This is a genomic window from Eggerthella guodeyinii, from assembly GCF_009834925.2.
Classification (GTDB): Bacteria; Actinomycetota; Coriobacteriia; order Coriobacteriales; family Eggerthellaceae; genus Eggerthella; species Eggerthella guodeyinii.
The window spans coordinates 3,657,950-3,682,797 of record NZ_CP063310.1 but is presented as its reverse complement, the minus strand read 5'-3'; the positions used below and the strand labels follow the sequence as shown (position 1 = coordinate 3,682,797).

At 66.3% G+C, this 24,848-nt stretch carries 23 protein-coding genes; 16 read left to right on the top strand and 7 right to left on the bottom strand.

The features are described 5' to 3' along the window. Positions 1-23: 23 nt before the first annotated feature. The 4 genes from GS424_RS15745 (at position 24) to GS424_RS15730 (ending at position 4,937) form a co-directional block, all read left to right on the top strand. Complete coding sequence (locus GS424_RS15745; RefSeq protein ID WP_244977584.1) at positions 24-1,601, top strand: helix-turn-helix transcriptional regulator; 1,578 nt, start codon at positions 24-26, stop codon at positions 1,599-1,601. A 193-nt stretch (positions 1,602-1,794) separates the two neighbouring features. Continuing rightward, positions 1,795-2,760, top strand: coding sequence for a ribose-phosphate diphosphokinase (locus tag GS424_RS15740; protein WP_160941394.1), 966 nt, complete (start codon positions 1,795-1,797; stop codon positions 2,758-2,760). Positions 2,761-2,974: 214 nt separating this feature from the next. Further along, positions 2,975-3,532: an aminoacyl-tRNA hydrolase gene (gene pth, locus GS424_RS15735; RefSeq protein ID WP_154332848.1), complete on the top strand. Its 558-nt coding sequence runs from the start codon at positions 2,975-2,977 to the stop codon at positions 3,530-3,532. Between the two features lie 106 nt (positions 3,533-3,638). After that, a complete protein-coding gene (locus GS424_RS15730) occupies positions 3,639-4,937 on the top strand; it encodes a Fic family protein (RefSeq protein ID WP_160941393.1) in 1,299 nt (432 codons plus the stop codon). 49 nt (positions 4,938-4,986) lie between these two features. On the opposite strand, the gene GS424_RS15725 is transcribed toward GS424_RS15730, so the two are convergent. Continuing rightward, positions 4,987-5,637 carry a DUF1648 domain-containing protein gene (locus tag GS424_RS15725; RefSeq protein WP_160941392.1) on the bottom strand — a complete coding sequence of 217 codons (651 nt, stop codon included), beginning with the start codon at positions 5,635-5,637 and terminating at the stop codon, positions 4,987-4,989. Between the two features lie 261 nt (positions 5,638-5,898). Between GS424_RS15725 and GS424_RS15720 the strand changes: the two genes are divergently transcribed. Next, entirely contained in the window at positions 5,899-7,251 is a 1,353-nt protein-coding gene (locus GS424_RS15720) for a DHA2 family efflux MFS transporter permease subunit (RefSeq protein WP_244977583.1), read from the top strand. Positions 7,252-7,338: 87 nt separating this feature from the next. On the opposite strand, the gene GS424_RS15715 is transcribed toward GS424_RS15720, so the two are convergent. Beyond that, on the bottom strand, positions 7,339-7,515 hold the full coding sequence (locus tag GS424_RS15715; RefSeq protein ID WP_160941390.1) for a hypothetical protein: 177 nt from the start codon (positions 7,513-7,515) through the stop codon (positions 7,339-7,341). Between the two features lie 72 nt (positions 7,516-7,587). Between GS424_RS15715 and GS424_RS15710 the strand changes: the two genes are divergently transcribed. Continuing rightward, positions 7,588-7,797 carry a helix-turn-helix domain-containing protein gene (locus tag GS424_RS15710; RefSeq protein WP_160941389.1) on the top strand — a complete coding sequence of 70 codons (210 nt, stop codon included), beginning with the start codon at positions 7,588-7,590 and terminating at the stop codon, positions 7,795-7,797. Positions 7,798-7,802: 5 nt separating this feature from the next. Here GS424_RS15710 and GS424_RS15705 read toward each other — a convergent pair whose 3' ends face one another. Continuing rightward, on the bottom strand, positions 7,803-8,519 hold the full coding sequence (locus GS424_RS15705) for a Crp/Fnr family transcriptional regulator (RefSeq protein ID WP_160941388.1): 717 nt from the start codon (positions 8,517-8,519) through the stop codon (positions 7,803-7,805). 264 nt (positions 8,520-8,783) lie between these two features. On the opposite strand from GS424_RS15705, the gene GS424_RS15700 reads away from it, so the two are divergent. The 3 genes from GS424_RS15700 to GS424_RS15690 all read left to right on the top strand — a co-directional run bounded on the left by GS424_RS15700 (position 8,784) and on the right by GS424_RS15690 (position 13,207). Next, positions 8,784-9,452 (top strand): 4Fe-4S dicluster domain-containing protein, encoded by a 669-nt coding sequence (locus GS424_RS15700; protein WP_160941387.1) that lies wholly within the window; start codon positions 8,784-8,786, stop codon positions 9,450-9,452. Position 9,453: 1 nt separating this feature from the next. Then, complete coding sequence (locus tag GS424_RS15695; RefSeq protein ID WP_160941386.1) at positions 9,454-11,703, top strand: molybdopterin-containing oxidoreductase family protein; 2,250 nt, start codon at positions 9,454-9,456, stop codon at positions 11,701-11,703. A gap of 241 nt (positions 11,704-11,944) precedes the next feature. After that, the gene (locus GS424_RS15690; protein ID WP_160941385.1) at positions 11,945-13,207 is read left to right on the top strand and encodes an MFS transporter; all 1,263 of its coding nucleotides are present in this window, start codon (positions 11,945-11,947) and stop codon (positions 13,205-13,207) included. Here GS424_RS15690 and GS424_RS15685 read toward each other — a convergent pair. Next, positions 13,197-13,922 carry a CPBP family intramembrane glutamic endopeptidase gene (locus tag GS424_RS15685; RefSeq protein WP_244977582.1) on the bottom strand — a complete coding sequence of 242 codons (726 nt, stop codon included), beginning with the start codon at positions 13,920-13,922 and terminating at the stop codon, positions 13,197-13,199. The genes GS424_RS15690 and GS424_RS15685 overlap by 11 nt on opposite strands. Positions 13,923-13,984: 62 nt before the next feature. Beyond that, the gene (locus tag GS424_RS18025; RefSeq protein WP_244977581.1) at positions 13,985-14,191 is read right to left on the bottom strand and encodes a hypothetical protein; all 207 of its coding nucleotides are present in this window, start codon (positions 14,189-14,191) and stop codon (positions 13,985-13,987) included. 143 nt (positions 14,192-14,334) lie between these two features. Here GS424_RS18025 and GS424_RS15680 point away from each other — a divergent pair, with 143 nt between their 5' ends. The 5 genes from GS424_RS15680 to GS424_RS15660 are packed head-to-tail and all read left to right on the top strand — an operon-like array spanning position 14,335 to position 18,671. Beyond that, positions 14,335-15,072 carry an ABC transporter ATP-binding protein gene (locus GS424_RS15680; protein ID WP_154332856.1) on the top strand — a complete coding sequence of 246 codons (738 nt, stop codon included), beginning with the start codon at positions 14,335-14,337 and terminating at the stop codon, positions 15,070-15,072. 9 nt (positions 15,073-15,081) lie between these two features. Beyond that, positions 15,082-16,671, top strand: a complete 1,590-nt coding sequence (locus tag GS424_RS15675; RefSeq protein ID WP_160941384.1) for a hypothetical protein — start codon at positions 15,082-15,084, stop codon at positions 16,669-16,671. Between the two features lie 32 nt (positions 16,672-16,703). Continuing rightward, a complete protein-coding gene (locus tag GS424_RS15670) occupies positions 16,704-17,042 on the top strand; it encodes a DUF1648 domain-containing protein (RefSeq protein WP_160941383.1) in 339 nt (112 codons plus the stop codon). A gap of 16 nt (positions 17,043-17,058) precedes the next feature. Next, the gene (locus GS424_RS15665; RefSeq protein ID WP_160941382.1) at positions 17,059-17,556 is read left to right on the top strand and encodes a GntR family transcriptional regulator; all 498 of its coding nucleotides are present in this window, start codon (positions 17,059-17,061) and stop codon (positions 17,554-17,556) included. Continuing rightward, a complete protein-coding gene (locus GS424_RS15660) occupies positions 17,556-18,671 on the top strand; it encodes a DUF1648 domain-containing protein (RefSeq protein WP_160941381.1) in 1,116 nt (371 codons plus the stop codon). The genes GS424_RS15665 and GS424_RS15660 overlap by 1 nt, the downstream gene beginning before the upstream one ends. A gap of 14 nt (positions 18,672-18,685) precedes the next feature. On the opposite strand, the gene GS424_RS15655 is transcribed toward GS424_RS15660, so the two are convergent. After that, positions 18,686-20,686, bottom strand: a complete 2,001-nt coding sequence (locus GS424_RS15655) for a cation:proton antiporter (RefSeq protein ID WP_160941380.1) — start codon at positions 20,684-20,686, stop codon at positions 18,686-18,688. A gap of 152 nt (positions 20,687-20,838) precedes the next feature. Here GS424_RS15655 and GS424_RS15650 point away from each other — a divergent pair, with 152 nt between their 5' ends. Further along, entirely contained in the window at positions 20,839-21,774 is a 936-nt protein-coding gene (locus GS424_RS15650; RefSeq protein WP_160941379.1) for a LysR family transcriptional regulator, read from the top strand. Positions 21,775-21,844: 70 nt separating this feature from the next. On the opposite strand, the gene GS424_RS15645 is transcribed toward GS424_RS15650, so the two are convergent. After that, positions 21,845-23,668 (bottom strand): FAD-dependent oxidoreductase, encoded by a 1,824-nt coding sequence (locus GS424_RS15645; protein ID WP_160941378.1) that lies wholly within the window; start codon positions 23,666-23,668, stop codon positions 21,845-21,847. A 275-nt stretch (positions 23,669-23,943) separates the two neighbouring features. Between GS424_RS15645 and GS424_RS15640 the strand changes: the two genes are divergently transcribed. Continuing rightward, complete coding sequence (locus GS424_RS15640; RefSeq protein ID WP_160941377.1) at positions 23,944-24,777, top strand: hypothetical protein; 834 nt, start codon at positions 23,944-23,946, stop codon at positions 24,775-24,777. The last annotated feature ends 71 nt before the right edge of the window (positions 24,778-24,848 follow it).

Here is a 24,848-nt window from a genome sequence, read left to right as displayed (position 1 = left end):
TGGGCCGCGCGATGGGGAGGTTCATGATGCGTACGGAGGAAGCGGGCAACGGACGGGGCGATCGTGCGCGGTTTTCGGCATCGAGGCTGCTCGAGGACCTGGACGAACAATGGCCCAGCATGAAGTTCCTGGGCTTCGGCGCCTACTACGCGTGGATATTCCTGTGCTACAACAGCGACGTGCTGTACGGATGGGCCGGTCCCTCCGTGGGAAACAGCGCCATGCTGGTTATGTACTTGGCATCGACCACGGCGCTGGGGCTCGTGCTCATCGTCGCCGGCGTATTCCATCGCGTTGCCGCGCGCATCGTCGAGTCGCGCCTGATGGTGGCCGTGATGGCGGGAGTGGCAACCGCGGCAACGCTCGTGGTGGCGTGGTCGTCGCCGTCCGGGGCGCAGGACGCGCTGTTCGTGGTGGGCTGCGCGCTCACCGGCGTGGGCACGGGGTTCGTCGCGCTGCGCTTGGGATCGATGTACAGCACGGTGGGCGCGCGCCAGGCGTTCATGTACACGGCGGGATCGTTCATCTTCGCCGGCATGCTGTACTTCGTCTGCATCGGGCTGCCGCAACCGGTGGGACTGCTGATGACGGCCAGCCTGCCGCTGCTCGCGGTCGTGTTCACCATGGCGGCCGCCCGCGCCTCGGGCCGGCAAGTCGAGGACGTGGTTCCCATGCGCGAGCTGCCGCGCGGCTACTTCATCCGCCTCGTGGTGGCGGTGGCGGTGTTCTCGGTGATCGCGGGCGTGGTCAAGGGGTTCATGGCGCTGCAGCAGCCGCTTTCGTCGATCACCGACCAGGGCGTCATCATCGTGTTCGCCACCGGGTGCACGGCGGTGCTGCTGTTCGTGCTGGTGGGGCTGCTGGTGCGCGAGTTCGACATCAGCCAGCTGTACTATCCCATCATCATCCTCACGTGCCTGGGCAACCTCGCGGTGCCGCTGTTCGGCGGCTTGGGTGTCATCCAGGGCGAGCTGGTGAGCATCGCGTACAACCTGTTCATCCTCATGGTGTGGTGCCTGCTGGCCAACGTGGCGAACCGCACCGACCTGTCGTACGTGCGCGTGTTCGGCTGGGGCCGCGGCGCATCGGCGGCGGGCACCACCATCGGCTGGTTCGCCGGCTCGTCGTTGGCGCCCGTGCTGATGGAGAACGCCAGCAACATGGTGGCGCTTGCCATGGGGATGGTGTTCGTGCTGCTCGTGGTGTCGATGGTCATCCTCAACGAGCGCACGATCGGCACGGCGCTCAAGAAGACCCGCAACGCCCAGACCAACCAGGCCACGGGCGATTTCTTTCCCAGCGGCAGGGGGCTCGAGGGCGGGTCGGACGGTGCGGCGCCGGGCGCGGGCGAGGACTTCCCGCGCGAAGGGGCCTGGACGAAGAGCTGCAACGCGCTGGCCGAGCAGGCGGGCCTGTCGACGCGCGAGCGCGACGTGCTGTTCCTGCTGGGGAAGGGCTACACCATCGAGTACATCGCGGGCGAGCTGGGCATCTCGTTCAACACGGCGAAAAGCCACATCCGCAACGTCTACGCGAAGGCGGGCGTGCACTCCAAGCAGGAGCTGCAAAGCCTGATCGAGGAAGGCAAGAACGTGCGCTAAGCCCTTTTGCGCGCGGCGGAGGCTCAGGGGTGCGCGCTCGTTCCCCGCCCACCCCTTCCTTGCGGTCAATCTGCGAAGATGGCCAAGTTGCCCCTGTGCGGGCGTGCTGCCTGCGGATACAATAGTGCCCATGAGACAGGGGGCGACGGCTGCGGGGTGCGGCGGCCCCAGGGTGAAACGAAGGAGCGCGCACATGACGGAAGTGCAGAAGAGCATGGCCTTGTTCTCGGGGTCGGTCAACCCCGAGCTTGCCGAGGAGATCGCGAAGGACCTGAACGCGTCGCTCGGCAACGTCAAGCTTGAGAAGTTCGCGAACGGCGAGATCTACGCGCGCTACCAGGAGAGCGTCCGCGGCGCCGACGTGTTCCTCGTCCAGTCGGTGTGCGGTGCCGTCGGCTACGACGTGAACGATGCGCTCATGGAGCTGCTCATCATGGTGGACGCCGCGAAGCGCGCCTCGGCCCGCTCCGTGTCGGCCGTCGTCGCCCATTACGGCTACGCGCGCCAGGACCGCAAGGCGGCCCCGCGCGAGCCCATCACCGCCAAGCTGGTCGCCGACCTGCTGGCTGCCGCCGGGGTGGACAACGTCATCACCATCGATCTGCACCAGGACGCCATCCAGGGCTTCTTCGACCTGCCGGTGAACCACATGACCGCCATGCCCATCTTCGTCGACTACTTCCGCAGCATGGGCCTCGACAAGGAGAAGCTGTGCGTGGTGTCGCCCGACGTGGGACGCGCGAAGGCCGCCAAGAAGTTCTCCACCATGCTGGATTGCGACATCGCCATCATGCACAAGGACCGTCCGAAGCACAACCAGGCCGAGATCACGGCGCTCATCGGCGACGTGCAGGGCAAGGTGTGCATCCTCAACGACGACATGATCGACACGGCCGGCTCGCTGGTGGCCGCGGCCACCACGCTCAAGGCGAAGGGTGCCGAGAAGGTGTACGCGTGCGCCACGCACGGCCTGTTCAGCGGCCCGGCGTACGATCGCATCGCGAACTCCATCATCGAGGAGGTCGTGGTGACGAACACGGTGCCCGTGCCGCTCGAGCGCCAGACCGGCAAGGTGAAGGTGCTGTCCGTGGGCCCGCTGTTCGCGAAGACCATCAGCAACGTCTACAACAACGGCTCCGTCGCGTCGCTGTTCGAGTAGGGGGTTCCGCTGTTCTACGAACAGCGGAACGGGCCGACGCTGCGAAAGGCCGTGGCGCCCAATCTTCGCGCGATGGCGAAAGCTCGCGTACCGAAGTATCCCCTGCGGGGACTTCCTTCGGGGCGCGCTTCGCCTCCGCCATCCCACGAATCTCGGGCACCACGGCCTTTCTCGCTGAATGTACGAACGACTTGCGAGTGGAAAGCTGGTTCTCATGTTTTTGATCGTGGGCCTGGGGAATCCGGGCGCGGAATACGAGCATACACGGCACAACGCCGGGTTCGACACGGTGGATCTCATCGCCGACGAGGTGGGCGCGCGCTACTGGAAGACGGAGTGCGGTGCGCTCACGTCGAAGGGCGTGTATCGCGACCACGACCTGGTGCTGGCCAAGCCGCAGAGCTACATGAACACGTCGGGCGGGCCGGTGAAGCAGCTCATGAACGCGTACGGCGTGGATGCCGAGCATCTCATCGTCGTGCATGACGAGCTGGATATCGACCCGGGTACCGTGCGGGCGAAGTTCGGCGGAGGGCACGCGGGGCACAACGGCCTGCGCTCCATCTGCGACAAGCTGGGCACGCGCGACTGGTACCGCGTGCGCGTGGGCATCGGGCGTCCGCCGGGACGCATGCCCGTGGTGGATTGGGTGCTGTCGCAGCCCAAGAAGGACGCCGCGGACGACTTCGTGCAGGCCACCGACCGCGGCGCGCAAGCCGCGTTGTCGCTGGTGCAGGTAGGTTTGGAGAAGACCCAGCAAGCATTCAACTAACGCGCACCCGCCCTCGCGGCGGGTGCAATGCCAACCATGCGAAACCTGAAGCATGGCACCTCCTTATTTCATGTTGTATACTAACCTGAAATAAGGAGGTATGCATATGGGCACGCTGCATAAGGAGTTTTGGGCGAGCGAAGGCCAAGGGCGCACCCGTGCCGAGCGACGCAGCGGGTCGTACGAGTATTATCTTCCCACCCCGCTCGCATCGCTCCACATGGCGCTCGAGCCTGATGTGGTGGGGGACGTCGCCCGTGCGGAACGTGCTATCGAGAAGCTCAACGTCGAGGCCGAGGCGCTCCATAGCTCGGAAGGGATCGCGCGCCTCTTGCTTCGGGCGGAAGCCGTGTCCTCGTCGCGTATCGAAGGTTTGAGCATCGGGGCGAAGCGTTTGTTGAAAGCCGAGGCCAACCTCACGGATGGATCGTTTCGGCACGACGAAGCGGCTACGGAGATCGTTGGAAACATCCACGCCATGCAAGATGCGCTCAACGCCGCGCAAGGTCCGGGTCTTGTCACGACGGAAACGATCCTTCGCATTCACCAAAGACTCTGCGCCGATACTCGCATCGAGCGTTTCGGTGGGATGATCCGCGAGCGGCAGAACTGGATAGGGGGAAACTCTTACAACCCCCTGGGTGCCGAGTACGTTCCGCCGGCACCTCGGCACGTTGCGGGCTTGCTTGACGATCTTGCCGGATACTGCAACGACGAGGTTGCGTCCCCCGTGCTTCAGGCGGCGTTGGCCCATGCTCAATTCGAGAGTATTCACCCATTCGTGGACGGGAACGGAAGAACCGGCAGGGCTCTCGTACATCTCCTATTGAAGCGCCGGGGTCTCGCGCCTAACCTGGTACCGCCCATCTCGCTTGTGCTTGCGACGCATGCCGAATCGTATGTGAGCGGACTTGCTGGATTCCGTTCGCTCGATTCCGATGAGGAGGGTTTGCATGACGGCATCAACGACTGGGTTTCGTTTTTCGCCGGAGCATGCCTGACCGCTTGCGAGGAGGCCGCTGCCTTTGAAGAGAGCGCCGCTCGCTTACAGCGCGAATGGCGCGAGAAGCTCGGGCCGATCCGAGCGAACTCCGCGCTCGACGTGCTGCTGCCCGAGCTCGTCGGAATGCCCCTGTTCACGATGAAGATGGCAGCGGCGTCGACGGGTCGAGCCGTCAGCGCGGTCACCTTGGCGGTGAACAAGTGTCTCGAGTCGGGTATCGTGGTGCTCATGAGGGACCAGAAGCGCAATCGCGGCTTCGAGGTGCCAGACGTGATCAACGAGTTCAACATCTTCGAGCGCCGGCTTGCAAGCCCTGCCGGCAACACCGTCGTGGCAAAGCCGTCGCGTGCGGTGCCCGACAGCCTCTCGAAGAAACGCAGGGGAGTAACGTCGTCGCACTAGTTTGTTGCCGTTCAACTAACGCGCACCCGCCCTCGCGGCGGGTGCGTTTTCATTTCAGCAGCAGTAAGAATTCCACGAGTACGAAGCCGGCGAGGAACAGCAGCAGGCCGCCGATGGCGCGCGCTTGCTGCTTGTCGGCTCCCGTGCGTTTCTCGAGGTCGCTCGTGCCGGGGTGGAAGTTCACGAGCGAGAGGCCCTTTCCGGTGATGAGCATGTAGAACGCCGGTGCGAGCATGGCTAGCAAGGCGAGCCCGAGCAGCACGTACACGTACAGCTTGCCGACATCGACAGGCAGCGTGAATTCCGTCAGCTGGAAAGCCGCGAAGAGATAGACGGCCTGAACGCAAGCCATGATTGCATACAAGATGGCGAACGTGGGAAACATAGCGGTTACGGGGCCGTTGACGACAATCCAGTCTTCCCGCCCGGTTTCGCGCTGTCGCTCTACTACGGTGTAAAGCCCTACGAGGGCAAGCTCGATCACGGCGATGATGTCCGCTGCGACGAACAGCTCGGCTTTCGATCCCCATCGATCGGCCCCGTTCGTTCCGTAGTGCAGCGGGACGATGTCTGGCAGGAACGGCTGGGCCAGCGCGGTGAGGAGAACCGGCAGCGCGGCCAGCGCGAGCAGCACCGCGATGCGCGCCCGGCTCATGCGGTAGGCGGGCGGTTCGAGCTTGTCGCTATCGCTTTCGGCCATAGGCGCCTCCTTCCGTCGGAATTCCAGTATACCGGAATCGAAGGGTCGGCCGTGCCGGTGCGGCTCCAAAGGGGGAGCTGTGACGAGTTCGAAGGTGGTTTCGGACGGTTTGCGCTGATCTGTCGAGCGTGAGCGCTGCCGTCCGCGCTCCGTAGGCCGTGTTTGCATTTTCCGGATAGGGCGCTTGGGATATACTGGAATGCGCTGGTTGAAACGGAGGGTAGGCGACGTGCAAGCATGAAACGAGTGAAGAGCGAGCGAATGAGCGTGTACGCGCTGTTCGCCATCGTCGTGCTGGCGTCGGCGTCGGGCAACCTTTCGCAAACCGCGGTCAACGCCATGCTGGGCGACATCATGATGGAGTTCAACCTGACGGTTGAACTGGGGCAATGGCTGACCACCGTCTACATGCTCGTGCTGGGCATCACCGTTCCGGTGGCCACGTTTCTCTCGCGGCGCTTCTCGGTGCGGCAGCACGTGTTCATTGCGCTCGCGTTCTTCCTCGTAGGGGCGGTGGCCGATCTGCTCGCGCCCAACTTCGGCGTGCTGCTGGGCGGCCGCGTGTGCCAGGCCGTTTCCACGGGTATGCTCATGCCCCTCATGCAGACCATCGCCATGACGCGCTTCCCGCGCGGCCGGCAGGCGACGGCGATGGGCATCGCCGGCATCGCCATGGGCTTCGCGCCGAACATCGGCCCCACCATCGGCGGCGCGATGAGTTTCTCGCTGGGGTGGCGCAGCTTCTTCGTGCTGCTCGTGGCCATCATGCTGGTGCTGGGCGTGGCGGCCGCGATCGCCATCAGGCCCTCGGCGGCTCCCGACAAGGGCGCGCGGCTCGACGTGGTGTCGCTCACGCAGTCCACGCTGGGATTCGGCGGCCTGTTGCTGGCGTTCTCGAACGCGAGCAGCTTCTCGTTCGAGAGCCCGTTCATCTGGGTGCCGCTCGTGCTGGGCGCGCTGTTCCTCGTGCTGTTCGTGAGGCGGCAGAAGCGCGTGGACGATCCGCTGATCAGCATGGATATTTTCGCGTCGCCGCAATTCCGCGCAGGCTTCATCGCTCAGAATTTGCTGAACGCTTCGTTCATGGGCGTGACGCTGATCGTGCCGCTGTACGTGGAAGGCCTGTGCGGCGGCACCGCGCTCGAGGCCGGGATGGTGCTGTTGCCCGGCACCGTGACCGCGCTCGTGCTGAACCCGTTGGCGGGCGTGCTCACCGACAAGGTGGGCGCGCGCCCGGTCGCGCTCGTGTCGGGCGCGTTTCTGGCGACGGGAGCCGTGCTCATGTCGTTCCTCAACGCGGACACGCCGCTGTACGTGACCACGTTGTGCCAGGCCGTGCGCGCCGTGGGCGTGTCGGGGCTCGTGGGGCCGCTCACGTCGTGGAGTCTCGCGCAGCTGCCGCGGCCCATCGTGGCGGACGGCTCGTCGTTCTGCATCTCGGCTCGTCAGGCGTGCGCGTCGCTCGGCACGTCGGTGATGGTGTTCCTCGTCGCCGTGGTGGGCGCGTCCGCGGTGGGGGTGGCGAATCCGGCGCTGGCCTACCAGCTGGCCTTCGGCTTCTCCGCCGTGATGGCGGTTGCCACGCTGGGCTACATCGCGGCGAAAGTGCGCTAGCTGCGAAACGTGCACGAGCGCAGCGAGCGGAGCGGTGCGCGACCCATCTTCGCCCGAAACACACGCTTCGGGTGCGAAAACCGTGTTTTACGGGCGAAAACGAGCCGTCTCTTCAAGATAGACGAGACGCTCTTCGGCAATCGTGCGAATCATGGCGTAGAGGTCCTGTTCCAATGTGCAAACTTCCTCCTCGGTTTTCGCGGTTGCGTAGATTCCGGCGGCCATGGCCCGTATCGTGTCCAGTGCTTCGTTGTATGTGTTCATTCGCGTCTCCGACCTCAAGTTGTTGTTGATTTGCTACACCTCAGTTTACTCGTTTTCCGTAGCGTATCGAGTATGGACATTCGGCTGGCATTGGGTTTGAGGATCAAGGAGCTGCGCGACGAGCGCGGCCTTACTCAGCGTCGCTTCGCGGAAACCGCGGGCATCGATCGAAGCTATCTGGCGGCCATCGAAAACGGCACTGTCAACGTGGGTATCAAGACCATTGAGCGCATTGCTTGCGGGTTCGAGCTCCAGGTCGGCGAGCTCATGCGCGATCTGTAGTTCCCTTAGTACGCCAGCGGGTTGTCCTCGAGGCCGTATTGGGCGAGGCGGTCGGCGTCGTAGACGCGGATGCGGGTGCGCGTGCGCTCGAGGACGCCCTCGTTTTCCAGCGCGGCCACCAGTTTCGTGCACGTGGTGATGTGGATGGACAGCAGCTCGGACAGCTGTTGCAGCGTCAGCTTGCACTCGATATCGTACACGCCGCGCTCGTCGCATTCCTGCGTGGCGCACAGCTTCTGCAGCCACATGATCATGCGCTTCGTGGACGACTGGTAGCCTGTGTTGCTGATACGGTGCCCCATCTGGGCGAACGACATGTGGCATACGTTGATGAACTCGTAGAACAGCTCGGGGTCGTCCTGGCTCAGCTCGTAGAGCTGGCGCTGCGTGAAGGCGAACAGCACGGTGTTCTGCGCCGCGATGAAGCGCGCCTTGTAGCGGCCGATGGACGCGTAATCGTTGTACTCCGCCGAGAAGGCGTTGCCGGCGTTGCGCCAGTACAGCGGCGCCACCTCGCCCGATTCCTGCTCGAACGTGGCGATGATCTGGCCTTCGTCGATGTAGTAGTAATACAGGTCGTCGATGGTCTTGGCGCTCGTCCGGATGTACTCGCCCTTGAAGAGTTTTTTCTTCTTCCCCTGGGATATGTACTCGGCGATCTTCAATCGGCGGAACGGCTGGTTCGGTATGAGGATGGATCGGTATTCCTGCTCGGTTGCCATGGTCCCCTCTTCCTGTGGCTCGGCGAAAAACCCAGGACAATACTAGCACTTGTGACAGCAAGCCGCCAACGCCGCCGCTCGTCGCGGCATGAAACCTGGTCTGCACCAGGAAACGTCGATGCCGCCGCCAGCATCGAAGCGGGGTGAAATACGGAAATCGGTTGTTGCGGGTGCGTCTAGAAGGGGTTGTTCGTCCCGAGTAGAGTTCGCCCTAGGAGAAGCGCGAGCCGAAACGGCCGCGCACCAGGGAGAAAGGACGAGGGGATGACGAGGTACGGAATGGCGATCGACCTGCGGCGATGCGCAGGATGCGGCGCGTGCGTGGTGGCGTGCCAAATGCAGAACAACCAGCGGCCGGGCGTGTCGTGGAACAACCTCGACGTGTACGAGTGGGGCACGCAGGTGGGTCAGAGCGGCCGTGCGTATGTGCCGCATGCGTGCGTGCAGTGCGAGCAGCCGAAGTGCGTGGACGCGTGCCCCACGGGGGCGAGCGTGCGGCGCGACGACGGCATCACCGTCATCGAGTACGATCAGTGCATCGCGTGCGGGTTGTGCCTGGCCGCGTGTCCGTACGGCGCGCGCAAGCTCAACCGCAAGAGCGAGAACATGTTCGGCGCCGACGTGCCCGCGCCGTACGAATCGTACGGCGTGCAGCGCGAGCTGGTGGCCGAGAAGTGCATCTTCTGCGAGGCTCGGCTGGCCGAGGGCAAGCAGCCGGCCTGCGTGGTGAACTGCCCGGGTCGGGCGCGTTACTTCGGCGACTTGGACGACCCCGAGAGCCCGGTGTCGAAGTTCATCGCCGGCGACGAAGCGGTGCTGCGCGTGGACGAGACATCGTTCTACTACCGTCCGGTCGACGGCATGCCGCTCGACGTGCTGCCGTCCAACACGCTGGCGTCGGCGAATTCCAAGCAGGGGAAGGAAGGGGCCTAACATGAGCGAGTTCGACAACGTTTCCCGTCGTACGTTCCTCAAGGGCTCGGCGGCGGTCGCGGGCGCCGCGCTGGCCGGGGGAGCCTACGAGATCGTGCATCCCGAAGGGGCCATCGCCGAAGAGGCGCCCGTCGAGGTGAAGCACACGTACTGCGACATGTGCAACCACGTGCCGAAGTGCGGCATCGCCGCCTCGGTAAAGGACGGCAAGGTGGTGCGCGTGGAGGCGCGCGACCAGTATCCCGCGTCTCCCATCTGCGCGAAGGGCGTTTCCAGCTTGCAGGAGCTGTACGATCCGCATCGCATCACGTACCCCATGGCGCGCACGAACCCGAAGGGCACGGGCGCGCCCGAGTGGGAGCCCATCTCGTGGGACGACGCGTACGCCCGCATCGCGAGCGAGTTCAACCGCATCAAGGACGAAAGCGGTCCCGAGGCGGTGCTGTTCTACTGCGGCGATCCGAAGGAGCCGCGCGGCGCCATGCAGCTCCTTGCCACGCTGTTCGGCTCGCCGACGTACGGCTCCGAAAGCTCCACCTGCGCGGCGGCCACGTGGATGTGCTCGCAGCTGGTGACCGGACAGCTGACCATGGGCTCCGACCCCACCGACGCCACAGCCAGCTGCCTGGTGTGGTCGCTCAATCCGGCCTGGTCGCAGCCGTACCGCTTCGGCGACATGATGAAGCAGAAGGAGCGCGGCTGCAAGTTCGTCATCGTCGATCCGCGCATCACGCCCACGGTGACCGGTATGGCCGACGTCCACCTGCAGCTGCGCCCCGGTACCGACGGCGCGCTGGCGCTCGGGTTCATGCACGTCATGCTGCGCGACAACCTCTACGACAAGGAGTTCGTGGAGACGTGGACGCACGGCTTCGACGAGCTGTCCGCCTACGTGCAGGAGTTCACGCCCGAGCGCGTGGAGGAGATCACCTGGGTGCCCGCCGCCAAGCTTGAGGAAGCGGTGCATCTGATCTGCGAGAACGCGCCCGCGACGCTGGTATCCAGCTCGGCCGGCGCGTGCCACGCCACCAACGTGGGCAACTTCCAGCGCGCGGTGTACTCCATCATCGCGTTGACGGGCAGCCTGGACGTGGCGGGCGGCCTGGCCATGGGCCCGGGGCTGCCGTTCGACTACTCGGCGTCCACCGCGGCGTTCCGCCTGGAGGGCATGTACGACGAGCAGGGCTTGCAGGACAAGCGCCTGGACAAGGACGACTTCCCCGTGTGGGCGCACTACTTCAAGATGATCCAGACCGCGCACCTGCCCGAGCTGGTGGCCGACGGCAAGATCCGCGCCGGCGTGCTGCTGGGCGTGAACTCCATGATGTGGCCGCAGACGCCGGAGTACCAGAAGGCCATCAAGGACATGGAATTCACTGTGGCCATCGACTACTACATGCGTCCCTGGACGCACGACCTGGTGGACATGCTGCTGCCGGCCGCCATGTGCTACGAGCGCATGGCCCCGCCCGCCATCTTCGGACGGAAGATATTCCATCGCGACCCGGTGGTGGAGCCGGCGGGCCAGTGCCGCGAGGACTGGCAGATCATCCTGGAAATCGGCTGCGCGCTGGGCTTCGAGGAGGAGTGCTACGGCGGCAGCGTGGAGACGGCGCTCGACGACATGTACCAGGGTGCGGGCATCGACATCTCGCTGGAGCTGCTGCGCGAGCATCCCGAGGGCTTCGAGGTGCCGGGCGGCACGAAGGATGTGAAGAAGTACGAAACGGGCGGCCTGCGCAAGGACGGCCAGCCCGGGTTCAACACGCCCACGGGCAAGGTCGAGCTGGTGTCCGAGGTGTTGAAGCAGTACGGCTTCGAGGGGCTGCCGGTGTACGAGGAGCCGGTGCACAGCCCGGTGAGCACGCCCGACGAGGCGAAGGACTACTCGCTGGTGCTGAACAGCGGCTCGCGCGTGCCGTACTACACGCACTCGAAGCTGCGCGATCTGCCGTGGCTCAACCAGTTCATGCCCGAGCCGGTGGTGCGCCTGCATCCGGACGACGCCGAGGCGCGCGGCATCACGGACGGCGCGCAGGTGCGCGTGTTCAACCAGTTCGGCGAGGTGACGATGAAGGCCGAGGTCACGAACATCGTGCTGCCCGGCGTCGTCGACGTCTTCCACGGCTGGCACCAGGCCGACATCAACCTGCTGACCACGCGCGACTTCGACCCCATCACCGGATTCCCTCCCTTCCGATCCGGCTTGTGCGAGGTCGAGCGCACGGGGAAGGGCAAGCTCACCGTGTAGCGCGGTGAGCGGGGGGGGAGGGGCGCTCCGTTTCGGGGCGCCCCTCCTGCGCTACGCGCCGCCCGCGCCAAGCGCGGGCGAATGTTTCACGTGAAACATTTGTTCTTGTTATCCCGCGCGATGCGGAGCAAGGGGTTCTAGGTTCCAGTTCGCTTTCTTGGGGGTGACGGGTCGGCGGGCGCGGCGGGAGCGGGCCTACACTGGGGCGCAGTATGCCGCGTTCCCGCCGAAAGGGTCTTCCATGATCGCATCCGCCCGTTCCCGTCTGAGCAAGCCGCCCGCGTACCGGTGGTGGATTCTCGTTGCCAACATGCTGGCGTACGGCCAGTTCTTCCTCACCGTGCAGGTGGTGAACGCGTTCTCGTCCACCGTGCAGGACCAGTGGCACCTGGCCACGGCCGATCTGGCGCTGCTGACCACGGTGACGCTGGCGGGCTACGCGCTGGCCAGCGCGGCGGGCGGCAAGCTGCAGGCGCTGTTCGGCGCGCGGCGCACCGTGGTGGGCGGCATCGTGGTGAACGTGCTGCTGGCGGCGCTGTTCCCCACGGTGGTGGGCGCCAGCTACGAGGGCATGATGGCGCTGCGCTTCCTCCAGGGCGTCGCCGGCGGCTGCATCGCCAGCTCGGTGGTGTCGTCAACCACGCTGTGGTTCCCCGTGCGGCAGCGCGGGATAGCGGAAGGCCTGCTCATGGGCGTGCTGGGCTTCGGCTTCGCGCTGGCGTCGTTCTTCGCGCCGCCGCTGTTGAGCACGGGGATGTCGTGGCAGTTCGCGGCTGCCGTGCTGGTGGTCGCGCCGGGCGCGATCATCGCCATCGTGTACGCGACGACGGTGCGCGACCTGGGCGCGGTGTACCCCGGCACCGATGCGGTGGCCGACCTGCTGCCGCCGGACGAGGCGACCGCACCTGAGGAAACGCCTGCCGCTCGCCCCGACACCATGGCGCAGGCGCGCAAGCAGCCGCGGTTCTGGGCCGCCATCGTCGTGGGGTTCGTGAACGGGTGGCTGACCTACGGGTTCGCCACGCTGCTGCCCCCGCTGCTCACCGGCAACCTGGGGTTCTCGGGCGACGCCGTGGCAAGTATCACGTCGGCCACGTTCGTCATCACGCTCATCGCGTCGCCTCTGGGCGGCATCCTGTCCGACCGTGTGTTCGGCGGGAGGCGCTGGCCCGTGCTGCTCGTGGGCAACGCCGTGTCGGTGGTGGCGCTCGTGGCGGTGCCGTTCGTGCCGCATGGCCTGGTCACCGCCGTGCTGGTGATCGCCTACGCGTCGGTGTCGCTGTGCTGCGGCACGTTCTGGACGCTGCCCAGCGAGCTGGTGCGCCCGTCGATCGCCGCGCAATCGACGGGCTTCATCACGGCGGTCGCCAACATCGGCAGCCTGCTGACGGGTTTCGCGCTGGGGGCGCTCATCGACGCATCGGCCTCGGCACTGCCCGCCCTCTACCTGTGCGCGGCGCTGGCCGCCGTCAGCGCCGTCGCCTGCCCGGTGATCAAGCAGTAGGGGCAGGCGGGTTCGCGGCGGCCGTGCGGGCGAGGTCGGCTTTCGTGACGTCGTCGGGCAGACCCGCCTGCGGCATGTCGAGCGTGCCGGCTTTCTCGCGACGGTGCAGGTCCCACAGCATGAAAGCGGCTGCCACGATGAAGGCGCTGCCGCCGACGATACCCACGGGCATGGGGCCCACGAACGGGTTGCCGCCCGTGACCGAGAACATGATGCCCGCGCTGACGAACGCGTTCACGGCGCCATGCCCCACGGCCGCGGCGAGGCAGCTTCCCGTGCGTACGGTGACGTAGGTGAAGAAGATGCCCAGCACGATGCAGAACACGCACATGGCGGCGATGCCGGCGAACGGCCAACCCGGGTACCCTACGCCGTAGTTGTGCCCGATGATGGTGAGCGGCGCGTGCCACAGGCCCCAGATCACGCCGGTGACCAGCAGCGTCGGCACGATGCGCATATGCGTGGCCATCTTCGGCACCAGGTAGCCGCGCCATCCCCACTCCTCGCCGAACGTCGTGAAGATGTTGAGCGCGGGTCCCAAGAAGATGGCGAAGGGCAGCTGGGCGAGCAGCATCATCATGACGGCGTCGTCTGGCAGCTCGGCACCGCTGGCGGCGTTGGCCTGCTGCACCGTGGCCGTCATGGTGGACATGGCAGGGTCGAAATCCTGCGGGAACAGGAGGTAGTACGCGGCGGTGCCGATCACGGTGAGCACTGCGGGCCCGAACCAGGCCACGGCGAACCAGGGCGCGGACTTCCCGAACCTCTTCGGCTTGATCAGGCTGTTCTTGAAGCCTCGCGCGTGACGAGGCGCGTGACGAGCACGCCCAGGGCGGGGAAGAACATGGCCGCTCCGGTGACGAACTGCGCGGCGACCGGCGGTATGCCCGTCAGGGCCCCCGCCGAGACGGGATAGACCACCCCGAACTCGTACGCCCACGTCAACCCGAACGTGACGGCCAGGAAAATCACGATGCGCTTCATAGCGTCCTCCTCGCTTTCTGAGCGAACAAATGTTTCACGTGAAACATCTCGATGTGGGAAGGCGCGCTTTCCGGAACGCCCCTTGCATCTTTGTTCCATCTGTTATAGCATAAATATAACAAATAGCGGCGAAAGGATCAAGTATGAACGCAGCGGTTCCGGTTTTGGCAGTGAAGGATGTGGTGAAGACGTTCGGTGCGAAGCGTGCCGTGGACAACGTGACGCTCGAGGCCATGCCGGGGGATATATTCGGGTTCGTCGGCCACAACGGCGCTGGCAAAACCACGCTCATCCGCGCCATCGTGGGCGTGACGGGCTTCGACGAGGGCGACATTCGCATCGCGGGCCAGTCGGTGAAGAGCGACGCGCTCGCGTGCAAGCGCGTGACGGCCTACGTGCCCGACAACCCCGACATCTACGAGTTCCTCACGGGCATCCAGTACCTCAACTACATCTCGGATATCTTCGAAGTGCCTGTCGACGTGCGGGAACGCCGCATCAAGGAGCATGCGGACCGGCTGAGCCTCACCTCGGCGCTGGGCGATCTCGTGTCCTCGTATTCCCACGGCATGCGCCAGAAGCTCGTGCTCATCGGCGCGCTCGTGCACGAGCCGACGCTGCTCGTGCTGGACGAGCCGTTCGTCGGCCTCGATCCCGAGGCGTCCTTCCATGTGAAGGAGATGCTGCGCGAGCTGGCCGATCGCGGGTCGGCCGTGTTCTTCTCGAGCCATGTGCTGGAAGTGGTGGAGAAGCTGTGCAACAAGGTGGCCATCATCAAGCAGGGCTCGCTGCGCGCCTACGGTCCGACGGCCGAAGTCGTCGGCGACGAGAGCCTGGAGGACGTGTTCCTCGACATGATCGACCGGAATGCGCAAGGGTAGGGGACGGCTATGAAATCCTTCGTGCTTCTGCTGAAAATCCAGTTGTTGGGCCTGTTCGGCATCAACAAGACGCTGCACGCCGACCCGGCGAAGGCGAAGCGCACGCTGGCCATCGCGGCGCTGGCCGTGGCGGCCGTGGTGCTGTTCGCCGGCGTGTACTCGTCGGGCGTGGCGCAGGCGCTCGTCCAGATCGGCCTGCCCGAGGCCATCCCGCTCGTCGCGGTGCTCGTGGGCGCCGTGGCCGGAGCCGTGGCGGCGTTCCTCAAGACGAACGGCGTGCTGTTCGGCTTCAAGGACTACGACCTCGTGATGTCGCTGCCGGTGTCCGTCTCGTCGGTGGTGCTGTCGCGCATTGCGTCGCTGTACGCCATGAGCCTCCTGTTCGGCCTGTTGGCGATGGTGCCGGCGTTCGCCGTGTACGCGGCGAACGCGGGCGTGACCGCGGTGGGCGTCGCATGCATGGCGCTGTCCGTGGTGCTGGCGCCGCTGCTGCCGCTGGCGGCGGCCATCGTGCTGGCCGTGCTCATCGCGGCGGTGTCGGCGCGCTTCAAGCATGCGAACATCGTGGTGATCGTGCTCACCCTGGCGGCCACGCTGGCGGCCGTGTTCGGCTCGTTCGCGCTGTCCGGCCAGGCCGACGACCTGGAGGCCATGACGGCGCTCGGCACGGCGCTGACGACCCAGCTGGCATCCGCCTTCCCGCCGGCCGTGTGGGCTGCGGCGGGGATCGTCGACGGCGACCTCGTGCAGTTCCTGGCGTTCGCCGCGGTGAACCTCGTGGCGGCGGGCGTGGTGCTCGCGCTCATCGTGCGCCTGTTCGTGCCGGTGAACACGCTGCTCATGTCGTCGCGTCCGCGCGGGACCTTCTCCTTCGACGGCAAGGGCGCCGCCGGCGCGAAGGCCAGCACGCCGCTGCGCGCGCTCGTGGTCAAGGAGGCCCGGCTGTTGGTGGCCACGCCCATCTACCTGATGAACGCATGCATCGGCTACGTGCTCGTGTTCGTGGCGGCCGTCGCCGTCGCGGTGGGCACGGCGACGGGCATGGTGTCGCTCGACGCGCTGCCGCCGGAGCTCGCTCCGCTCATGGGCACCGTGCTGCCCTGGGGCCTCGCGTTCTTCTGCAGCATCTCGTCCACCACGGCCGCGTCGGTTTCGCTCGAAGGCTCGGCGCGCTGGCTCATGCTGACCGCGCCGGTGCCCGCGAGCACGGTGCTGGGTGCGAAGGCGGCTATCAACCTCATCATCGGCGTGCCGTTCCTCGTGGTGTCGGCGCTGCTCATCGCGGTGTCCGTGCCGCTCGATGCGCTGTCGGTCGCAGCGCTGTTCGCGGTGCCGCTCTCAGCATGCATGCTGGCCACGTTTGGGGGCCTCGCGCTTGACGCGCGCCGCCCGCGCTACGACTGGACCACGGTGTACGAGCCGGTCAAGCGCGGTATGCCCGTGTTCGTGGTGGTGTTCGCCGGCATGGGGTTCTTCGTGGTCGGCATGGCGGCGGCGACGCTCCTCGGCTCGGCGGGCTCGATTCTGTTGGCGCTGCTCGCGGGCGCGGGCTCGCTGGCGCTGTACCGCGCCACGGCGAAGCGCGGGCTTTCTGCATGAGGAAGATCGGCTGACGAAGGAAAGGATGTATCATGGATGGCTACGGCGAGAAAACGACGCGGCGCAACGGCGGCAAGGTGCTGGAGGGCCGTGCGGGGTTGGCGGTGGCCGTGGCGCTTGGCGCGACGACGCTGGTGTTGGCGGTGCTGCAGTGGTTCTTGCTGCCCGACCAGGTGGTGACGCACTTCGGCGTGACGGGCGAGGTCAACGGCTGGTCGCCGAAATGGTTTCCCGTGCTGCTGTCGACGGGGCTCGGGTTGTTCGGCTCGGTATGGCTGGGCTTGTCGCGCGAGAAGACGGGGCTGCTGCTGGCCGGCATCGGCGTGGCGGTGGGCATCATCGACCTCGTCGTGAACGTGTTCGTGTTCTAAACGAAGGAGGGTCTGCATGATCATCCGCATAGATCAGAAGTCGGAAGAGCCGCTGTACCTGCAACTGCGCGGTCAGATCATCGCGGCCATCGCCACGGGCGAGCTGGAGCCCGGCGCGGCGCTGCCGTCCGTGCGCGCCCTGGCCAGCGACTTGGGCATCAACCTGCACACGGTGAACAAGGCGTACGCCGTGCTGCGCGACGAGGGGTACGTGCTCATGCGCGGCCGCTCGGGCGCCTACATCGCCGACCCGTGCGAGGACGATCGCGCCGATCGCGCCCAAATCGAGCTGGCGAAGATGGAGGACGGCCTGTTCGAGCTGGCGCTGGCGCATCGCGCGCGCGGCGGCTCGTGGGGCGAGTTCCTGGAATGCGCGCAGCGCCAGGCCGCGCGCGCCTACGGGGCGGGCGAGCGGTCCGACGCGCCGGATGCGCGTGCGGCGGACGATGCGCGCGACGCGGACGGCGAGAGCGCCGTGTCGTGCGAGCCGGCGCTCGGGGGAGGTGCGTGGTAGTGGAAGGGTTCGACCCGACGGTTATCATGCTGGTCACGGCGCTGCTCGTGCCCATCGTCGGCGCGTTCATGGCCGTCACCCCGTACCTCATGCGCCGCGGCGAGGTGTTCACGGTCACCGTTCCCACGGCCGAGCAGAACGACCCGTACGTCAAAGGGCTCAAGCGCCGGTACGCCGTCATCGTCGGCGCGGCCACGGTCGCGTTCACCCTCGTCGGGTTCGCCTGCGCGGCCGCGGGCAACGTGAGCGGCGTGATGGTGGTGCTGATCGTCGGATCGCTCGCGCTGACCGCGGGCGGCTACGGGCTCATGCTGGCGTACCGGGCGAAGATGACCGCGTACAAGAACGAGCGCGGCTGGGAGGCCGACGTGCAGGAGTCCGTCGCGGTGGTGGGCGAGCAGCCCGTGCCGCACGCCATCTCGGTGAAGTGGAACCTGCTGTACCTGCCCATCATGGCGGTCACGTTCGCGGTGGGCGCGATCGGTTACGCGCACATGCCCGACCAGATCCCCATGCACATGGACTTCGACGGCACGGTGAACCGCTACGCCGACAAGACCCCGCTCGTCCTGTGGATGCCCGTGCTCATCCAGGCGTTCATGGGCCTGTGCTTCGCGTTCTCCCACTGGACCATCGCGCGCTCGAAGAAGTGGGCCGAGCCCGGTGCGCCGGCCACGTCGGCGCTGGCGTACGGCCTGTTCGCCCGCGCGCAGAGCATCTACCTCGTGGTGGGCGGCGTGGTGATCGCCATCGCGATGATCGCCATGCCGCTGTCGTTCATGAACCTGATCAACCTGGGGCAGGCGGCCATCTTCGTCATGATTGCCGCGATCGTGCTGTGCGTCGGCGGCATGGCGGTGAGCCTCGTGTACGGGCAGGCCGGCTCGCGCGTGTTCAAGCGCATGCAGACGTCCGACCAGCTGCTGGTGGACGACGATCGGTATTGGAAGTTCGGCGTGTTCTACTTCAACCCCGACGACGCCAGCCTGTTTTTGCCCGAACGCTTCGGCGTGGGCTGGACGCTCAACTGGGCGCGCCCCGCCGTGTGGGCCATCGTCGTCGGCGGCCTCGCGATAACGGTCGCGTTCGTCGTGGCGGTGATGGTGCTGTTCTAGGGGCGCCGTGCGCGCTACACGTTGTCCTCCAGGTCGATCTGCATGAGCGCCACGTTCTCGCGCAGCCGCTTGTACGAGGCGCGGGGCAGCAGCCCGTCCTCGTAGCGCGACTGGATGGCCTCCAGTTCCAGCCGCAAGCCCTGGAGCTGGAGTTCCACGGCCTTGTCCGCGGTGGTGGTGAGCGCGGTGATGGAGGGGTTCGCGGCGCGCGTGGTCTGCACGAGGCGCTGGTACTCCAGCAGCAGCGCGCTCACGTTTTCGGTGGACTCGTCCGACGTGGGCGAGGCGAGCTCGGCCTGCAGCTTCTCGATGACGTGCCCGTTGCTGCGCAGGCGAAGGTCGCGCTCGGCTTGCGCGCGCTCGGCGAGGTCGTCGCCGGGCAGCGCCTCGACCAGGCGGTGCCAGCCCGCGTGCACCAGCGTGCGCACGCGCAGGTAGGCGATCTGGAACGACACGCGATCGGCGTGGTGCTTCAGCAGGTTCTCGGTGCGCGAGAGGCGCTTGACGTGACGGTAGCCCACCAGCTGGTCCACTTCCTCGCGTTCCAGCAGGTCGAGCACGAAATCGCGCTCCCATCGGTTCGCGCGCAGACGCAGCGGCATGATGGGGTCGTCGGGCAGCTTCGTCTCGTTCTTCAAGCGGGCGATGCGCTCGTTGTAGGCGTGGATGACCGTTTGCGTGGCGGCGCGATTCTCGCTGGTCTGGCGGGCGGCCAGCTCTTCGATGACCGACCGGAGTATCTCGATGTTGGCCTGCTCCTCGTCGAAGCGGCCCTCCTCGACGGACTCCTTCTTCGGGGCGATCAGCGGCACCGCGAACGTCGCCAGCAGCATGGTGACCACGATGACGCCGCACGCCAGGAACAGCAGCAGCTCGCGCTGGGGTATGGTGAACGGGATGGTGAACACGACGGCCAGCGTGATGGTGCCCTTCGGGCCGGCGAGCGTCATGATGGCGGTGGAGCGGAGCTCGTCCATCGTCATGCGTCCTGAGCGTTGCCGGTGGAGCCGGTCCATGATCAGCACCCACAAGAACCTGACGGCCAGCATCAGCAGCGTGATGCCCAGGATGTAGCCGATGAGCACGCCGTTGTCGATGGTGACGTTGGCCCAGGTGCGCTGCATGGCGCGGGGCAGCTGCGTGCCGAGGAGCACGAACACGATGCCGTTGAGGGCGAACGACAGCACGCGCCATACGCTGGTCGATACGATGTTCATGCGCGAGACGGCGGGCCCGATGGTGCGCGGCGACACGACGTTGAGCAGGCCCGCGGCAACGACGGCGATGATGCCGCTCGTGCCCAGCCCGTTGGCCACCAGGTAGACGATGAACGGCACGAACACCTCGAACAGCACGTGGAACGTGGAGTTCTCGAGCCCCCACGAACGCACGCGGCGCACGATGAAATTGCCCAGATAGCCCAGCCCCACGCCCACGAGCATGCCGCCCACGAAGGCGAAGAAGAAGTTGGCGGTTGCGCCGACGAGCGAGAACGTGCTGGTCACCGCGGCGGCGATGGCGAACTGGAACGACACGATGCCCGAGGCGTCGTTGATGATGGATTCGCTTTCCAGGATGTTGCGGGAGCGCGCGGGAATCTTCACCTGCTTGGACAGCGAGGCCACCGACACGGCGTCGGTGGGGCCGAGCGCGGCGCCCAGGGCGAACGCGGCGGCCAGCGAGATGGACGGGATCAGCCAGTTGACGGCGAAACCGACGATGAGCGCCGACGCGATGACCAGCCCGACGGCCAGCGACAGCACGGGGCGCCTGTTCTCCCAGAGTGCCTTCTTGTCGAGGTGCTTGGCTTCGTCGTACAGAAGCGGGGCGATGAACAGCACCAGAAACAGGTTCGGGTCGAAGTCGATGTTGATCTGGGTGCCCATCACCAAGGCGATGATCAGGCCCAAACCGATTTGGATGAGCGGCGACGACGCTTTGGGAACCAGCTGGTCGATAACGGACGAGAGTAGCACGGCGGCCAGCATCAGCAGAGAGAGTTCAAGGAGCTCCACGCAATGCCTCCTTCGGAAATTGGTCGGGGGCTTCCCCCTATTGTAACGTAACGATTCGTTGACAGCGGGTAGGTCGTCGGCATTCGAGACGGCGAACCCTCGATTCGTGTATAGTGGACGGGAGAGGTCGGTGGTAGAGGGGAGGAATACCATTGGAGACCGCATACTTGCATGAATACGTGGTGTTCTCGCGTTCGCTCAACTACGCGCAGGCTGCTTCCGAGCTGTTCGTGTCGCAGCCGGCGTTGCGCGCTCACATCCACGCGCTCGAGGACGAGGTGGGGGCGCCGCTCACGGTGAAGCGCCAGGGCGCGCTCGAGCTTTCGCCCACGGGCAAGCTGTTCTTGAAGAAGGCGCGCGCCATCGTGAAGCTCACGGACGAGAGCGTCGAGGAGTGCCGCGCGTTCTCGGCCGCCTCGTCGTCGCTCGTGGTGGGCACGCTGGACTATCCGCCGTTCGAGGAGGTACTGCTGCGCGCGCTCGCCGCGTTTCGGCAGGAGCGTCCCGACCAGCACGTCGAGATCCTGTTCGCATCGGGAACATACGCGAACGTGGAGTCGGTGGCCGGCGGCAAGGTCGACGTTTCTATATTCGCGCACGTCAGGCCGCTCTGCGACCGCGCTCCCGGCCCGATCGACGTGGGCGAGCGCATAGCCTCGTTCTTCCTGGCCACGGGCGAATGCTGCTTCTGGATGAACCGATCGTGCCCCCTGTTCGAGAAGGAGCGCATCGCGGCGAGCGACCTGGACGGGTACACGCTGTTGCTGGGGAACTCCAGCAACTTGATGGACGCGGGCGGAACGGTCGCGGACTACTTCTCCGCCGCGGGCGTGCGCATAGAGCCCGACAACCAGCCCTGCGGTAACTACCTCGATCTGTACCTCTCGGGGGTGGGAGAGACGTTCGGCATCGCGCTGGCCGGGTCGCGCTCCGGTTTGCGGACGAGCCCGGATATCAGGATATTCTCGGTGGAGGACTTCGCCATCCCTTGCGACCTGCACGTGCTGTACGACGAGCAGCGCCTCGATTCCTGCGGTCGCGAATTCTTGGACGGGCTGCGCGCTCTCGCCGCGGAAGGCGTCGGCTGACGCGCGTGCGGCAAAGGGCCGCGCCGCCGGGGAGGGGGCGGCGGCGCGGCTTGCGAGCGGGCGGCGGGCGCTAGGCCTGGGCGTCGATGATGGCGCCTGCGGCCATGTAGCCGCCCACGAACGAGAGCCCCACGTCGCCGAACAGGCCGTTGAACGGCTTGCCGGCGATGTTGTTCTCGCCGTTCGATCCGCCGGCGGTGTGCCATCCGGCGTACAGCCCCTCGATGACGGCGCCTTCCAAGTCGATGACCTGCATCTGCGGGTTGATGCGCAGGCCGCACTTCGTGGCGAACAGGTTGCCGCCGATCTTCGCGCCGTAATACGGCGGGTCGCCGATGGGGATGAGCCACTCGGGATCGTACTTGTACGTGGGAACGCTGTCCTCGCCCGCCTCGCACGCCTTGTTCCAGTCTTCGACGGCTTTCACGAGCACGCCCTCGCGCAACCCGAGCTCCTGTTCCAGCTCTTCGATGGTGTCGCATTCCTTGACGGTGCCCGCGTCCACCATGATCTGGAACGCGTTGCGCCAGTCGCGCTGCCACTCGGGCACGCGGTCGACGAGCGGGTCGTCGTCGGGGATGACCTTGCCCACGCGGCACACGGACTGCTTGAAGAAGTTGTCGCCGACGAGCTGCTCGAACTTCGAGTCGAAGCACACGTACGTGCGCCCGCCCGGCTGGCTCATCTCCACGGCGCCTTGGTCGGTGAGCGCCGTGACCAGGGTGTTGGGATCGGTGTTGAGGAACGGGTAGGACGAACCGGCCGTGCTGAGGAACGGCACGCGCTGCCCCGTGCGGTTGATGAGCAGCCACGGCTGGCGCACCGCCTGGTTGCCGTCCTTGTTGACGTGCGCGTTCATGGCGGTCGCGAACTCGTCGTAGGGCTCCCACTCCACGCTGCCGTCGAAGCAGGCCACCGAGTCGTAGCCCGACAGGTCGGCACCTGCGCCGAGGCCCATGCGGATGCACGCGCCGTCGTTGTAGGGCGGCGTGGCCACGTTGACGATGCCGCGCAGGCAGGTGGGCGTGTACTTGGCCAGCATCGCGCGGTTCATCTCGAAGCCGCCGGCGGTGAGCAGCACGGCTTTCTTGCCGTGGAAGAACTTCTCGCCGTCGGGCGTCTTCGCCTTGATGCCCACCACGGTGCCGCCGTCCATCACGAGCGCGAGGGCTTCGGTGTTCGTGCGGATGTCCACGCCGTGAGCTTTGGCCGTTTCGGTCATGATCTCGAAGGGGTAGTGGTTGATCTCGATGGAGTTCTTCGCGGTGATCTGACCGTCCCAGTACAGGCTCTTCATGCCCGACGGCCCCTTGCTCGACGGGGCCCAGGGCACGTCCATCGCGTCGGCCATCCAGTCGATGCACTGCGGCCCCTCAACGGCCATGGCGTACAGCAGCTCGGGATCGACGGTCATCTGCTGCAGGTCGTTGATGTAGGTGACCACGGCGTTCGGGTCGTACGGGTAGGTGGGATAGGCCCATTCGACCTCGTTCGCCATGCGGTGGCCGCCGAGGTTCACGAACATGCCGCCGTACGACGTGGTGCCGCCCGTCTTCTCGTTCTTCTCCAGCATGATGACGCTCATGCCCGCGTCGGCGAGGCGCACCGAGCCGGTCATGCCGCCGCCGCCCGACCCCACCACGATGACGTCGGCCTCGACGTCCCACGATGCGGGCGCCTCGACGGGCTCGATGGGGGCCGCGGCCGCCTCGAACGCGGCTTTCGCCTTGTCGCTTGCGTTGCCGTCTGCGGCGGGCGCCGTCGGCGAGCACGCGGCGAGCGCCCCGCCCGCCGCCGTGGCGACGGTTGCCGTGGCGGCCGCCTTGAAGAAGCCGCGCCTGCTGAGGTGGTGCTGGTGCTGGTCGTGCTGGTTGGATGCGTGCGCTTTGTCCATGGATCCTCCTTGTTCGAGCGATGCCCCCTCCCTGGGGATGGCTCTATAGTACGGTGGGGTTTACCAGGTGAAACGCAGGGAACTCCTCCCTTGCGGCCGAAGTTGTGCGCCCTCTGATCGAAAAACGGCGCGCGCCGCCGTTTTTCCTCCTGCGCTCCGAAGCCCCGATCGGTCTCGGCCGTTTGGTATCATGGGGCGAACGAGGAGGAGCTCGTGGCGTTGAAGGAGGGGTCATGGGGACGTTGGAACGAACGCGAACGCGAACGCGGATGTGGATGCGATGGGCGAGCGCGCTCGTCGGTTTGTGCGTCGGCGCGGCGTGCTGCGCCGGGCTGATGGCGGGATGCGCGCTCTCGGGGCCATCCGTCGATCCCGAGGACCAGGTGGCGAACTGGGCGCCCGATCCTTCGAACTACGATTTCCACCTGCTGCTGGACGACGCGTGGGAGCACGGCGATTCGCTGACGTACGCGAGCGGCGAGCCGTTTGCGGTGCCGAACGACGAGACGGGCATCGCGTTCGTGGGCATCGAGGACGGCATCGCGCGCTTCCGCGCGAACCTCACCTGCGAAGGTGGCGACCCGTGGGAGCTGTACTTCGCGTGGGGAGACGTTCCCGACGTGGGATTCGTGGACGCGGGCATGCCGTTCGACGGCGTCTCGTCGGCGGAGCAGACGGCTTTCGGCCAGCCGTACTTTCCCGCCAGCACCATGACGGTGTTCCGCTGCCTCGTCTTCGACGACCTGGAGCCGGGCCCGGTGCAGCTCGATCTGCTGGCGCGGGTGCCCGACGAGGCGCTCGAGGGGGACGTGGCGCAGCAAGCCGCGGCGGCCGCGCGGCGTTTCGAGCAGACGGCGCTTACCGTGGACGGGACGTTCAAGAGCGGCGGCATGACCTCGACGTCGTACCGCCTCGCGCTGGCCGAGGGCTTCGAGGATGAGGTGCGCGCGCAGGTTGCCGGCGAGGCGACGGGCGCGCCGCTGTTCACGATGCAGCGCCTGGCGTACGACGAGATACCCGACATCGCGTGGCCGAACTGCTGGAGCGCCCTTATGCGGGAGCAGTCCGAGGGGCAGCGCGCGTCGCAAAACGCGGCGCTTCCGGCCTAGCGGACCGGCGGCGGGCGCGGCCTTCTCGTGGAGCGGGGGCCCGCTTCGGCACCATGCGCTATAATCGGCCT